Origin of the sequence: Mycobacterium sp. GA-2829, assembly GCF_001499965.1 — a bacterium.
In the GTDB taxonomy this organism is placed as follows: domain Bacteria; phylum Actinomycetota; class Actinomycetes; order Mycobacteriales; family Mycobacteriaceae; genus Mycobacterium.
In genome coordinates this window covers 187,311-200,576 of sequence record NZ_LQIT01000056.1, presented here as the reverse complement: position 1 = coordinate 200,576, position 13,266 = coordinate 187,311, and the positions used below count along the sequence as shown (strand labels likewise).

8 protein-coding genes, 2 tRNA genes and 1 pseudogene are annotated in these 13,266 nt (G+C 70.8%); 6 read left to right on the top strand and 5 right to left on the bottom strand.

Going from position 1 to position 13,266, the window contains the following annotated elements:
- Positions 1–1,803, top strand: a pseudogene (locus AU194_RS32315) (hypothetical protein); the annotation flags it as partial.
- Positions 1,804–1,860: 57 nt separating this feature from the next.
- On the opposite strand, the gene AU194_RS26615 reads toward AU194_RS32315, so the two are convergent.
- Positions 1,861–1,936: transfer RNA gene (locus AU194_RS26615), tRNA-Lys, on the bottom strand.
- 162 nt (positions 1,937–2,098) lie between these two features.
- Between AU194_RS26615 and AU194_RS26610 the strand changes: the two genes are divergently transcribed.
- The 3 genes from AU194_RS26610 to AU194_RS26600 all read left to right on the top strand — a co-directional run bounded on the left by AU194_RS26610 (position 2,099) and on the right by AU194_RS26600 (position 7,802).
- A complete protein-coding gene (locus tag AU194_RS26610; protein WP_059092266.1) occupies positions 2,099–3,319 on the top strand; it encodes an Ig-like domain-containing protein in 1,221 nt (406 codons plus the stop codon).
- A gap of 91 nt (positions 3,320–3,410) precedes the next feature.
- Entirely contained in the window at positions 3,411–6,569 is a 3,159-nt protein-coding gene (locus AU194_RS26605) for an adenylate/guanylate cyclase domain-containing protein (protein ID WP_059092265.1), read from the top strand.
- 6 nt (positions 6,570–6,575) lie between these two features.
- Positions 6,576–7,802 carry a glycosyltransferase gene (locus AU194_RS26600; protein WP_059092264.1) on the top strand — a complete coding sequence of 409 codons (1,227 nt, stop codon included), beginning with the start codon at positions 6,576–6,578 and terminating at the stop codon, positions 7,800–7,802.
- Between the two features lie 42 nt (positions 7,803–7,844).
- On the opposite strand, the gene AU194_RS26595 is transcribed toward AU194_RS26600, so the two are convergent.
- Positions 7,845–7,917, bottom strand: a tRNA-His gene (locus AU194_RS26595).
- A gap of 57 nt (positions 7,918–7,974) precedes the next feature.
- Positions 7,975–8,604 (bottom strand): oligoribonuclease, encoded by a 630-nt coding sequence (orn, locus tag AU194_RS26590; protein ID WP_059092263.1) that lies wholly within the window; start codon positions 8,602–8,604, stop codon positions 7,975–7,977.
- A gap of 70 nt (positions 8,605–8,674) precedes the next feature.
- On the opposite strand from orn, the gene AU194_RS26585 reads away from it, so the two are divergent.
- Complete coding sequence (locus tag AU194_RS26585) at positions 8,675–10,237, top strand: helicase HerA-like domain-containing protein (RefSeq protein ID WP_059092262.1); 1,563 nt, start codon at positions 8,675–8,677, stop codon at positions 10,235–10,237.
- A 78-nt stretch (positions 10,238–10,315) separates the two neighbouring features.
- Here AU194_RS26585 and cmrA read toward each other — a convergent pair whose 3' ends face one another.
- Positions 10,316–11,122, bottom strand: coding sequence for a mycolate reductase (gene cmrA / locus AU194_RS26580; RefSeq protein WP_059092261.1), 807 nt, complete (start codon positions 11,120–11,122; stop codon positions 10,316–10,318).
- Positions 11,123–11,147: 25 nt separating this feature from the next.
- Here cmrA and AU194_RS26575 point away from each other — a divergent pair, with 25 nt between their 5' ends.
- Positions 11,148–12,482, top strand: coding sequence for an MFS transporter (locus AU194_RS26575; protein WP_231743587.1), 1,335 nt, complete (start codon positions 11,148–11,150; stop codon positions 12,480–12,482).
- Here the strand turns inward: AU194_RS26575 and AU194_RS26570 are convergent.
- A complete protein-coding gene (locus tag AU194_RS26570; protein WP_059092278.1) occupies positions 12,450–13,226 on the bottom strand; it encodes an MmpS family transport accessory protein in 777 nt (258 codons plus the stop codon). The two genes, AU194_RS26575 and AU194_RS26570, sit on opposite strands and share 33 nt — an antisense overlap.
- Positions 13,227–13,266 lie beyond the last annotated feature (40 nt).

Below are 13,266 nucleotides of genomic sequence, written 5' to 3'. Positions count from 1 at the left end.
GGGCGTGGCGGGAACGCCGGGTCCCCTGGAAACGGCGGCAACGGCGGCAACGGGCTCTTCGGTGACGGCGCCGACGGCGGCAACGGCGGAAACCCGGGCACCCGCGGCGCAGGCGGCTCGGGCGGCGCGGCGGGCGCCGGCGGCTACGCCGACAGCGGCAAACCCGGCGCCACGGGGGTCGACGGTGCCGCGGTCACGAGCGGTGGGAACGGCGGCAACGGCGGCAACGGCGCCGACGGCGAGCTGGTCGGCAACGGTGGCAACGGCGGCAACGGCGGGGCGGTCGGCAACGGCGGTAACGGCGGCAACGGTGGCGACGGCGCGGCCGGCTCGGCCGGTGTTCACGCCGCCCACGGCGGCGGTGGTGCAGGCACTTTCGGCTCGGCGGGTATGGATGGCGGTAACGGCGGGGCAGGCGGCCTCGGTGGATCGACGTCGGGCAACGGCGGCAACGGTGGTGCCGGCGGCAACGGCGGCAACGGCGGTGCCGGCGGTAACGGCGGCAACGGCAAGTCGGGCGGCTTCCTCGAGTCCGGTCAGAAAGGCGGCAACGCCGGCGCCGGTGGCTCCGGCGGCTATGGCGGCCTCGGTGGCGCCGGTGGTGCCGCTCTGGGCTCCGGCAACGGTGGGGCGGGCGGCGCCGGCGGAAATGGCGGCGCCGGGGCGATCGGTGGAGTCGGCGGCCACGGCGGCCAGAACGGCGACCAGCCGTTCATCGATGGCACTCCCATCGGCCAGGATCCCCGCGCCGGTGACGGCGGCCGCGGCGGCGCCGGCGGCAACGGTGGTGTCAGCGGCACCGGTGGCGCCGGCGGCGCGGCTCACGGATCGGGCAACGGCGGCGTCGGTGGCAATGCCGGCGCGGCCGGCGCCGGTGGCGCGGGTGGCAACGGTAACGGCGGTGGCGGCGACACGGGCGAAGAGTGGACGCGCGGTGGGAATGGCGGCTCCGGTGGTGTGGGCGGCAACTCCGGCTTCGCCCGTGCCGGCGGCAAGGGCGGCGCAGCGCTGGGTAGTGGCAACGGCGGAGCCGGAGGCGCCGGTGGGGCGGGTGCCAACGGCGGTGACGGCGGCAGAGGCGGAAACGGCGGATCCAGTGAAGAACTCGCCGGCCACGGCGGAAACGGTGGTGGCGGCGGTTTTGCCTTCTCTGGCGGAGTAGGGGGTGCCGGCGGCGCTGCGCTCGGAATCGGGAGCGGTGGCGACGGCGGCGTGGGCGGTACCGCCGGGATCGGCGGCAGAGGCGGCGACGGCGGTCACGGTGGCCCTCTCCTCGGCAACTATTTTGCAGGCTCGGGCGGCCGGGGTGCCAACGGCGGCCCAGGTGGCAGCGGCGGCAGTGGTGGCGCTGGCGGCGATTCCGCTCTCGGACCGGCCGGCGCAGGCGGCGCCGGCGGCGATGCGAACGCCGGCGGCGGCGGCGGCACCGGCGGGAACGGCGGCACAGGTGGCTGGGGCGGTCTGCTCGGGACGTCCCCGGGCACCGGCGGCCAGGGCGGCAACGGCGGCAACGGTGGCACGGCCGGCAACGGTGGACGGGGCGGCGACGGTGGTGACTCCGGCGCCGACGCGGGCGGCGCCGGCGGAAACGGCGGGAACGGCGCTAGCGGCGGCAACCGCGGCGCCGCCGGACTGGGCGGTACCGGCAACGAGGTCTTCCTGCATGGCGGCGGAAACGGCGATCCCGGGATTGTTGGTCAGCCGGGCAGCGGCGGCAGCGCCGGCGTCGCGGGCGCCGGCGGCTCCGGCACGCCCGCCGGGCCCCCCGGTGACAACGGCGAGCCGGGGGCGGACGCCGCCTAGCCATCCCGTAGATGCCTCGCATACGACGAAAGCCCCGCGTGAGCGGGGCTTTCGTGGTGGTGCGCCGTCAGGGTTTCGAACCCCGGACCCGCTGATTAAGAGTCAGCTGCTCTACCAACTGAGCTAACGGCGCGCGGGAGAGACGATAACAGGACTTCGGCCCTGGCGGGAAATCGCGACGTCAGAGGCGGGTCCGGGCGGTTCGGTGACAACAGGCTGCATGTCGGCGCTGCCGGTAGACTCTGCCTCGACGTATCCGTTGACTGCAAAGCTTGGGTGTGAGGTGGGGAAGACAATGTGGCAGGTCCGTTCAGCGACCCGTCCGCGTCGGCAACGAGCCTGGTGGGCGGGCATGCTGCTCGTTCCCGCGGTGGTGCTGGGGCTCACGTCCTGCTCGAGTGAGTCGGAGCCGGAGGCCCAGCAGGTCATCACCGACAAGGGCACCCCGTTCGGTGACCTGCTCGTGCCGAAGCTCACATCCTCGGTGTCCGACGGCGCGGTGGGTGTCGCGGTCGACAGCCCGGTCACGGTCGCGGCCGAGGGCGGTGTGCTCGGCTCGGTGACGATGGTCAACGAGGACGGGGACCCGGTCGCGGGCAAGCTGAGCCAAGACGGGCTGACCTGGGCCACCACCGAACCCCTCGGTTACAACAAGAGCTACACGCTGACCGCCAAGTCGATGGGCCTCGGCGGGGTCACCAGCAGGCAGATGACGTTCGAGACCCATTCGCCCGAGAACCTCACGATGCCCTACGTCCTGCCCAACGAGGGTGAGGTCGTCGGGGTGGGCCAGCCGGTCGCGATCCGGTTCGACGAGAACATCACCAACCGGTTGGCGGCGCAGCAGGCCATCACGGTCAAGACCGATCCGCCCGTCGAGGGTGCCTTCTACTGGCTGAGCAACCGGGAGGTCCGCTGGCGGCCGGCCGAGTACTGGGAGCCCGGCACCAAGGTCGAGGTCGAGGTGAACACCTACGGCGTCGACCTCGGCGACGGTCTGTTCGGCCAGGACGACGTCAAGACCTCGTTCACCATCGGCGACCAGGTCGTCGCGACCGCCGACGACACCACCAAGACGCTGACCGTCCGGCGCAACGGCACCGTCGTCAAGACCATGCCGATCTCGATGGGCAAGAACAGCACGCCCACCAACAACGGCACGTACATCATCGGCGACCGCTATTCCCATCTGGTGATGGACTCGTCGACATACGGCGTTCCGGTGAACTCGCCCAACGGTTACCGCACCGAGGTGGACTGGGCCACCCAGATGTCCTACAGCGGCATCTACGTCCACTCCGCGCCGTGGTCGGTGGGATCGCAGGGCGAGAGCAACGTCAGCCACGGCTGTCTCAACGTGAGCCCGTCCAACGCGAAGTGGTTCTACGACAATACCAAGCGCGGCGACATCGTCGAGGTGGTCAACACCGTCGGCTCGGTGCTACCGGGCACGGACGGCCTCGGCGACTGGAACATCCCGTGGGAGCAGTGGAAGACCGGTAACGCCGGCGTCTGACGCCCGAGGCCCGACTTCTCCGTTCTGGGCCGCCGACCCTCTGGAGTGCGCGACGATGAGAGGTAATTGTCGGCACCGGAGATAAGCGAGGATGCTCAGCGAGGCCACGCACACCATAGGTCGCTGCGGGTCGTGCGGAAACGACCTGCGCGCCCAGGCTCGCTTCTGCGACAACTGTGGTTCCCCGGTAGCGCCGCGTCCCTCCGCCGCCGAGCACAAGCAGGTCACGGTCTTGTTCGCCGACGTCGTCGACTCGATGCGGCTCGCGGCGACCCTGGACCCCGAGCGGCTGCAGCACGTGATGCACGAACTGTTCAACCGCGCGGGCGCGGTGGTGCAGCGCTACCAGGGCACCGTGGACAAGTTCACCGGGGACGGGCTGATGGCGCTGTTCGGAGCGCCGATGGCCCTGGAGGACCACGCGCTGCGGGCGTGCATCGCCGCGCTGGAGATCCAGACCGTCGCCGCGGGCCTGGCGGCCGAACTGCTCCACTGCGACGGCGTGGCCCTGCACCTGCGTATCGGTCTGAACTCCGGCGAGGTGATCGTCGGGCAGATCGGGTCGGGACCGGGCCGGTACACCGCGGTCGGCCATCCGGTCGGGATGGCCCAGCGGATGGAGGCCGCCGCCCCGCCGGACGGGGTGCTCTGCTCGCTGTCCACCGCACACCTGGTCGACGACGCCGCGCGGCTGGGCCCGATCCGGCACGTCGCGGTCAAGGGCGCCGATGCACCGGTGCCGGCGCGGCAACTGCTCGCCGTGGAATCCGACCGGACGGTGCTGGGCCGCAACGAGGGGCTGATGCTCGGCCGCGACGCCGAACTGGCCCGGCTGCAGCGGTGGTTCGACCGCGGGCGCGGATGCCTGGCCGGAGTCATCGGCGCCCCCGGCGTCGGCAAGAGCCGGTTGATCGGGGAGTTCGGTGCGGTGGCCGCCCGCGCCGGTGCCGACGTGGTCGTCGCCCGCTGCGAGGCGCCGACCGCCACGGTCGCGTTCCGCGCCCTGGCGCGCGTGCTGCGTGCGGTGTTCGAGGTGGGCGGCCTTGACGACGCCGAGGCCCGTGCGGTCACCGCCGCGGCCTGCGATCCGTTGGCGCTCAGCGCCACCGACGCCCAGATCGTGTTCGACGCCATGGGAATCGCCGACCCCGACGCCCCACCGCTCGAAGACAGCATCAACGGCAGGCGCCGCCGCCTGGTCGAGATCATGGCGCAGGTGCTGCGCGCGCGCCCGAACCGGGTGGTGATCGTGCTCGAGGACGCCCACTGGATCGACGAGCCCAGCGACGAGGTGCTCGCCGATTTCGCCGCCACGCTCGGCTCGACGACCTCGATGCTCGTGACCACCTACCGGCCGGAGTTCCGCGGCGCACTGCACCGGGATGCGACGCACCGGATCACGCTGCATCCGCTCACCGACTCGACGGCATTGGCGCTGGTGCGCCACGTGCTGGGGGACGATCCGTCGTCGACGGGGCTGGCCGCGCGGATCGCCCGTGCCGCCGCGGGTTACCCGTACTTCATCGAGGAGATCGTGCGCGACCTGGTCGGCCGCGGGGTGCTCTCCGGAAGTCGCGGCGCCTACCGCCTAAACGGGACGCTCGACGAGATCGCCGTCCCGGCCACGGTGCAGGCCGTACTGGCCGCCCGCATCGACCGGCTGCCGGCCGAGGCGAAGGCGATTCTCAACGCCGCGGCGGTCGTCGGGAATCGCTTCGACACCGAGACCCTGCGCGCACTGCGCCCCGACATGGTGCCGTCCCAGCTCGCCGAGTTGGTGGCCGCAGAGCTGATCGATCAGACGGAATTCGTTCCGCGGCAACGGTACTGCTTCCATCACCCGCTGGTGCGTGCGGTGGCCTACGATTCGCAGCTCACCACGACGCGCACCGAGGCCCACCGGCGGCTCGCCGCTGCGATCGAGGCGCGCGACGCCGGGAGCGTCGACGAGAACGCCACGCTGATCGCCACCCACCTCGAGGCCGCCGGTGAGTACGCTGCCGCACACCGCTGGCACATGCGCGCCGCTCAGTGGCTTCGGCCGCGGGACCTGTCTGCCGCGCGTGCGGAGTGGGAGGCCGCGCGCCGTCTGGCCGACCGGTTGGGGGACACCGGCGAGGCCGCCATGGCGCTGCGAATCCCGCCGCGCACCATGCTGATGTCGACCCTGCTCTACGTCGGTGACCGCGCCGACATCGAGGAGCAGTACGTCGAATTCCGCGACATGAGTCTGGCGGCGGGGGACATGAAGTCGTTCGCGATCGGGACCGCAGGGCGGATCTGGTCGCTGATCCTCCACAACAACCAGGTGTCCGCGGCGGCGAAACTCGCTTCCGAGGTCGAGGACGTCCTCGACGAGATCGGTTCGGACGCAGCGGCCTCGGGTATCGTGCTGAACGCGTTGGCCTTCGCTCGGTTCTGCAACTGCGAGATCGACGCGGCGGTGCGGAACGTCGACACGCTGCTGGCGCTGTCCGAAGGGGCGCCGACGATGGAGCGGGCGCCCGCTCGGGCGCTGCGTGGTGTCATCGAGATGGTGCGCGGCGACCCGGCACAAGGGTGGCGCAATCTGCGCCAGGGAATCGACCAGGCCCGCGACGTCCATCCCGTCACCTACGCGATGATCCTGCACTTCTCCGGAATCGTGGTGGCGCTCGGCCTGTGCCGCGCCGAGGAGATGGTCGACGACGTGTGCGAGGCGTTGCGCCGTGCCGAGTCCTTCGGCGACGTGAGCGGAACCATCGCTGCGCAGTGGACCTGCGGTGCGGTGCTCATGCGGATGGGAGACAGGCTGCAGCACAAAGGAATTCGGCTGCTGAAGGCCGCCAGGGCCGGGATGCGCAAGCACCGGATGTTCGAGATGGGACTGGCGACCATCGATGCCGACCTCGCGGTGCACGCCGCCCGCAACGGGCGGTGTGACGAGGCGGTCGACGATCTGCGGCATTCCTATGACGTGCACATGGGCAGTGGCGCCCGGGTGTACGGGGTGTGTGCGGGGGAGGCCCTGGTGGAGGTGTTGCTCACCCGCGGGACCGCCGACGACCTCCGCGAGGTCCACCGGATCGTCGACCATTGGCAGGACTGCCGCCCGGGGATACCCGCTCTGGATCTGTGGTGGCTGAAGTCCCGGGCGCTGCTGGCCGACGCCGAGGGAGACCGGCGAGAGCACGCGCGGTCGTCTGAACGGTATCGGGATCTGTGCGGAAAGCTGGACGCTCGAGGGCGTTTCGAGCACGTGGCCGGGTGACGGCACGTGGCGACGATCCTGGCCTACACCTCACCCGCCCTGGGCCACATGCTCCCGATGAGCGCCCTGCTGTCGGAGTTGTCGCGCCGCGGCCACCGGATCCGTTTGCGCACGTTCTCCGAGTGCGTGGACATGGGGCGGGGCCTGGGTTTCGAGACCGACGCGATCGACCGGCGCATCGAGGCGATCACCCTCGACGACTGGCGCACGACGGATCCGCGGCGCGCCCTCAAAGACGGGGTGGCTGCGCTGGCACGACGGGCCGATCTCGAGGTCGCCGACCTCGCCGGCGTGGCGGCGTCGGTGCACCCTGACGCACTGCTGATCGACGTCAACTGCTGGGGTGCCCGCTCGGCCGCCGAGGCCGGTGCGGTGCCGTGGGCGTGCTTCTCGCCCTACACCCCGCCGCTGGACTCACCGGGTGTGCCGCCGTTCGGGTTGGGGCTTCGGCCGATAAGGGGAGTCGCGGGGCGGGCGCGCGACGGCGCCGTCCGGTTGATGGTGACCCGATCCCTCGAGAAGGTGATGCTGCCGCGGGTGAACGCGGTCCGGACCAATGTCGGGCTGGCTCCGGTCTCCTCCGTCGACGCTTATCTGCGCCGCGCGCCTCTGACGCTGGTGGCCACGGGTAAGCCGTTCCAGTATCCGCAGACCGACTGGGGGCCGAACGTCCACATGATCGGGCCGTGCGCGCTCGACCCCGGTCCGCATACCGTGCCCGACTGGCTGGCCGCCATCGACCGGCCGATCGTGCTCGTCACGACGTCGTCGGAGCGTCAGGATGACGGCGTCCTGGTCCGGACCGCGATCATCGCGTCGGCCGGCGAGCCGGTGCACGTGGTGGCCACCGTCCCGGCGGGGCGGCGCGAGGAATTCAGCGACGCACCCCACGCGACCGTGCGGGCGCGGGTCCCGCATGAGGTGATCCTCGACCGGGCGGTATGCGCGGTGACCCACGGCGGGATGGGCGCGACGCAGAAGGCGCTGCTGCACGGTGTCCCGGTGTGCGCGGTCCCGTTCGGACGCGATCAGTTCGAGGTGGCGCGGCGGGTGGAGGTCGCCCGGTGCGGGACCCGGCTGCCGGCCAACCGGCTGTCCCCGGAACGGCTGCGGAACAAGGTGCGCGAGGCGATGACGATGGCCGACGGTGCCCGACGCGTGGCGGCCGGTTTCGCGGCGACCGGCGGCGTCACGCACGGGGCGGACCTGTTCGAACGCGAGGTGCTCCGATAACGCGAAAGGTCGGAGGGCGAAAACGCCCTCCGACCTAGTCGGGGTGGCTGACGGGACTCGAACCCGCGACAGCCAGGATCACAACCTGGTGCTCTACCAACTGAACTACAGCCACCATCGCTACGTGACCTTCCGGCCGTGCAGCCCGTCGATCTTAACCGGTCGGATGCCCTCAGACCGAATCGGTGCCGTTGGCGGCCTTGTCGGGCGGCCCGAGCTCGGCGGCGATCGAAGCGATATCGCTGGTCGACGGCCCCGGCGGCGCGACGAACGCGGTCTGCCGGTAGTACTTCAGCTCCCGGATCGACTCGTGGATGTCGGCCAGCGCGCGGTGGGCCAGCCCCTTTTCCGGCTGTCCGAAGTAGATGCGGGGATACCAGCGGCGGCACAACTCCTTGATCGAGCTGACGTCGATCATCCGGTAGTGCAGGTAGTCGTCGAGTTTGGCCATGTCGCGCGCGATGAATCCGCGGTCAGTGGCGATCGAGTTGCCGGCCAGCGGAGCGGTCTTGGCCTGCTTGACGTGCTTGCGGATGTAGTCGAGCACCATCTCCTCGGCCGTCGCGAGGTCGACCGTCGAGGACCGCACCTCCTCGATCAGGCCCGACCGGGTGTGCATCTCCGTCACCACCGGCACCATGGAGTCCAGGGCCGCGTCCGGGGCATGGATCACCACGTCGAGGCCGTCGCCGAGGATGTTCAGGTCGGCGTCGGTGACCAGTACCGCGATCTCGATCAACAGATCCTTGTTCAGATCGAGCCCGGTCATCTCGCAGTCGATCCACACCAATTCGTCACGCACAGCGGTCCAGGGTATGCGCCCCGGCCGGATGCCCGCGCCGATACCCGTGTCCCAAGTAGGGTTGCCGGCCATGACCAGTGACTCGACGGACGGCCGCGCCCGGGGAATCGCGGCCGGATACGACACCGCAGGGCAGGCGCTGGAACTGGGCACGGTCGTCGTCGACGGGGTCGCCGACCCGGCCGCCCGGGTCAGGATCCCGCTGGCGACGGTGAACCGACACGGGCTGGTCGCCGGCGCCACCGGCACCGGGAAGACGAAGTCGCTGCAGGTGCTCGCCGAACAACTCTCCGCCGCCGGTGTGCCGGTGCTCATGGCCGATGTGAAGGGCGATCTGTCCGGCCTGGCCCGTCCCGGCGAGGCCGGCGGCAAGATCGCCGAACGCGCCGCCGACACCGGCGACGATTGGGCCCCGACGGCCTACCCCGTCGAGTTCCTCTCCCTCGGCACCGGCGGCGTCGGCGTGCCGGTGCGCGCCACGGTGTCCAGCTTCGGGCCCATCCTGCTGTCGAAGGTGTTGGGGCTCAACCAGACTCAGGAGTCGACGCTCGGTCTGATCTTCCACTGGGCCGATCAGAAGGGGTTGCCGCTGCTCGACCTCAAGGATCTGCGCTCCGTCATCCACTTCCTCACCAGCGACGAGGGCAAACCCGAACTCAAGGCGCTGGGCGCGGTCTCCAGCTCCACCGCGGGCGTCATCCTGCGCGCGCTGATCAACCTCGAGGCCGAAGGCGCCGACACCTTCTTCGGCGAACCCGAATTCGAGACCGACGACCTGCTGCGGTGCCACGCCGACGGCCGCGGGATCGTCACACTGCTCGAGCTGGGCGGTTCGGCCACCCGTCCGGTGCTGTTCTCCACGTTCCTGATGTGGGTGCTCGCCGACCTCTTCACCACGCTGCCCGAGGTCGGCGACCTCGACAAACCCAAGCTGGTCTTCTTCTTCGACGAGGCACACCTGCTCTTCGCCGACGCGTCCAAGGCGTTCCTCGAGCAGGTCGAACAGACCGTCAAGCTGATCCGCTCCAAGGGCGTCGGGGTGTTCTTCTGCACGCAGTTGCCCACCGACGTCCCCGCCGGAGTGCTCTCGCAGCTGGGCGCGCGCATCCAGCACGCGCTGCGCGCCTTCACCCCAGACGACGAGAAGGCGCTGCGCAAGACCGTGCGCACGTATCCGAAGACCGACGTCTACGACCTGCAGTCGGCGTTGTCCACGTTGGGTATCGGCGAGGCGATCGTCACGGTGCTGTCGGAGAAGGGCATCCCGACGCCGGTTGCCTGGACCCGCATGCGCGCCCCGCGGTCGCTGATGGACACCATCGGCACCGAGGCCATCGCCGCCGCCGCGGCCACCAGCCCGCTGCAGGTCGAATACGGCCAGACCATCGACCGCGAATCGGCCTACGAGCGGTTGGCCGCCCGGCTGGAACCGCCGGCCGAGGAGCTGCCGCCGGTCCCGCCGCCCTACGACATCCCGCCGATGCCCGCCCCCGCGCCGGAGCCTAAGATGTTCGAGAAGGTCATCGACAGCCCCGCGTTCAAGAGCGCGATGCGGTCGGCGGGCACGGTCATCGGCCGTGAGATCACCCGCAGCATCTTCGGCACCGGCCGCCGCAGACGCCGCCGCCGCTAGCCCGCTCGCGAAACCGCATTCCCGGTCGCGAGGACGCGCGCTTGACGACAGGGAATGCGGTTTCGGCGCAAGAGCTGGCTACTCGCCGCCGAGTTTCTTGTAGACCGCGCCGACGATCGGCGTGACGATCGCGCGCGGGGCGTACCCGCTGGCGACCGACATCGCCTTCGACGTCACGCCCGGCACCACCCGCATCTTGTTCTGCTCCAGCCCGTCCAGCGACAGCTTCGCGGTGTACTCGGTCGAGATCCACAGGAAGTCCGGGATCAGCTTCTCCACCAGCGACTGCTCGTGTTCGTCGGGCAGCGTCTCGCGCACCGGACCCGGCGCCAGCACCGTCACGTGCACACCGTCGCCCTTGAGCTCACCGCGCAGCGATTCGCTGAACGTGTTCGCGAACGCCTTGGTCGCCGCGTAGGTCGCGTTGTTCGGGATGGGGGAGTTGCCTGCCGCCGACCCCGAGATCAGGATGCCGCCCGCACGGCGCGACACCATGCCCGGCAGCACCGCGAGTACGAGATCGTGCACCCCGAGCACGTTGAGCTGCACCTGCGCCTTCTCACCGGCCGGATCGAGCCGGGCGACGGGCCCGAACGTGGCGGTACCGGCATTGGCGCACAGGATCGAGATCTCGCGGGTGGCCAGCTCGTCGCAGAACGCGGTCCGCGCGGTCGGGTCGGCCAGGTCGACCGGCCGCACCTCGACGGTCACGCCGTAGCGGTCGGTCAGTCGCTGCGCCAGCGTGGTCAGCACGTCCTCGCGGCGGGCGGTGACGATCAGGTGGTGTCCGCGCGCGGCCAACTCGGTGGCCAGCGCTTCGCCGATGTTCTGGGACGCGCCGGTCACGACCGCGCGGGCGTCGGGTCGGGGTGCGGGTACTGGCATGCGCGGGACTATATCGTGGGCCAGCGTGACCCGACCTGCGCCGACCGCCAGCCGATTGCGTATCGCCGCGTGGGCGCTGTGGGACTGCGGCAACACCGGGATGAACGCGATCGTCGCCACGTTCGTGTTCGCGGTGTACCTGACCGGCGCGGTCGGATCCGATCTGCCGGGCGACACCTCGGCGACGAGTTGGTTGGGCCGCGCGATGACCGTCGCGGGTCTGGTGGTGGCGGTGCTGGCGCCGGTCACCGGGGTGTGGGTGCAGGCGCCGGGGCGACGCCGCGCGGTGCTGACGGTGCTCAGCGGGGCGGCGGTGATGTTCACCGCCTCGATGAGCCTCATTCGTGACGACCACCGCTACCTGTGGGCGGGGCTGGCGCTCCTGGCGTGCACCGCGGCCTGCGGCGACCTGGCGAGCGTGCCCTACAACGCGATGCTGCGGCAATTGGCGGGCCCGCAGAGGTCGGGCCGGGTCTCCGGATTGGGTTGGGCCTCGGGCTATCTCGGCACCGTCGTGCTGCTGTTGCTGGTGTACATCGGCTTCGTGTCCGGCGACGGCGACACCCGGGGACTGCTCGGTCTGCCCGTCGCCGACGGTCAGAACGTCCGGGCCGCGATGCTCCTGGCGGCCGGGTGGTTCCTGCTGTTCGCGCTGCCGCTGCTGCTGACGGTCCCGCCGCACGTCCCCGGTCCGGACGATGAGCAGCCTCCGGCCGGGCTGATCGCGGCCTACCGCAAACTGTGGGCCGACGTCGTCAGCGAATGGCACCGCGACCGCAACGTCGTCTACTACCTGCTGGCCAGTGCGATCTTTCGAGACGGGCTGGCCGGGGTGTTCGCGTTCGGGGCCGTGCTCGGCGTGAGCGTCTACGGCATCTCGTCGGCCGACGTACTGCTGTTCGGGGTGAGTGCATGTGTGATCGCCGCGATCGGCGCGGTCGTCGGCGGACTGCTCGACGACCGGGTCGGCTCCAAACCGGTGATCGTGGTGTCACTGACCGCGCTGATCGCGGTCGGGCTGACCCTGCTGTGCCTGTCGGGTCCGGTCGCGTTCTGGGTGTGCGGGCTGGCGCTGTGTCTGTTCATCGGCCCGACGCAGTCCTCGGCGCGCACGCTCATGCTGCGGATGTCGATCGCCGGTAAGGAAGGGGTCGCGTTCGGCCTCTACACCACCACGGGCCGGGCGGTCGCGTTCGTCGCGCCGTGGCTGTTCTTCACGTTCATCGACCTGTTCGGCGCCGACCGTGCCGGCATGGGCGGGCTGGTCGTGGTGCTCGCCGTCGGGTTGGCGGCGATGCTCGCGGTGAAGGTGCCGGAGAAGGCGCCGCTACCGCATGCCGACGCAGAACGTCAGCCCTGACCCGGTGTTCTGCTCCACCTGCGTGCCGTTGATCGTCACCGAGCAGGTCACGTCGCGGCCGACGTTGATGATGCTGATCCGCGCCGAGCTGCGCGCCGGGGCCGGCAACTCCACCTGCTTGCTCCACGGCAGCGCGACGTTGAACTCGGTCTGCGGCACGCCGCCGGTGTCGGTGTAGGTGATGTTGATGACTCGGCCTTCGCCGACCACGTCGTAGGTGACGGTGTCGGTGGCCTGCGACGGGCCCGTCGTCGGCGGCGGCGTCGTAGGGAGCGGCTCCGAGGTCGGCAGCGGGTTCACCGGTCGCGGCGCGCGCGAGGTGGTGGTGGGACGCTCCGACGTCGTCGCGGTGGGTTCGGGCATCGAAGGCGCGGGCGCGACGACCGTCTGCTGGCGCGAACTGTTCGTGATGACCAACGCGATCACCAGCGCCACGACCAGCAGGACGACGGCGCCCGCGAGCAGCCACAGCCACATCGGCGACTTGGGGCCCTCCGGGGGTGGTTGCTGGGGCGCCCCGGGCGGATAGCCGGGACCGTACTGACCCGTGGCATAGGGGTCGTACCCGTACTGGCCATACTGGTAGTACGGCGACAGGCGTTCGGTGGGATTCGGTGCGGCGGGCGGCTGGTACGGCGGACCGTACGGGGCCTGATTGGCATACGCGGGATCCGGCGGACCCTGGTAGCTGTTGCCCAGCGGCTGGGTCGGCTCGGGGCCGTCACGACGTGGTGACTCGGTCATACCCACCTCATGGTCGCAGGGTACCTGCGCGGTCCGTCGC

What these genes read in the sequence shown, in the direction of transcription:
- AU194_RS26610 (WP_059092266.1), top strand. Translation starts at nt 2,099, where the DNA reads ATGTGGCAGGTCCGTTCAGCGACCCGTCCGCGTCGGCAACGAGCCTGG.
- AU194_RS26605 (WP_059092265.1), top strand. Translation starts at nt 3,411, where the DNA reads ATGCTCAGCGAGGCCACGCACACCATAGGTCGCTGCGGGTCGTGCGGA.
- AU194_RS26585 (WP_059092262.1), top strand. Translation starts at nt 8,675, where the DNA reads ATGACCAGTGACTCGACGGACGGCCGCGCCCGGGGAATCGCGGCCGGA.
- cmrA (WP_059092261.1), bottom strand. Translation starts at nt 11,122, where the DNA reads ATGCCAGTACCCGCACCCCGACCCGACGCCCGCGCGGTCGTGACCGGC.
- AU194_RS26570 (WP_059092278.1), bottom strand. Translation starts at nt 13,226, where the DNA reads ATGACCGAGTCACCACGTCGTGACGGCCCCGAGCCGACCCAGCCGCTG.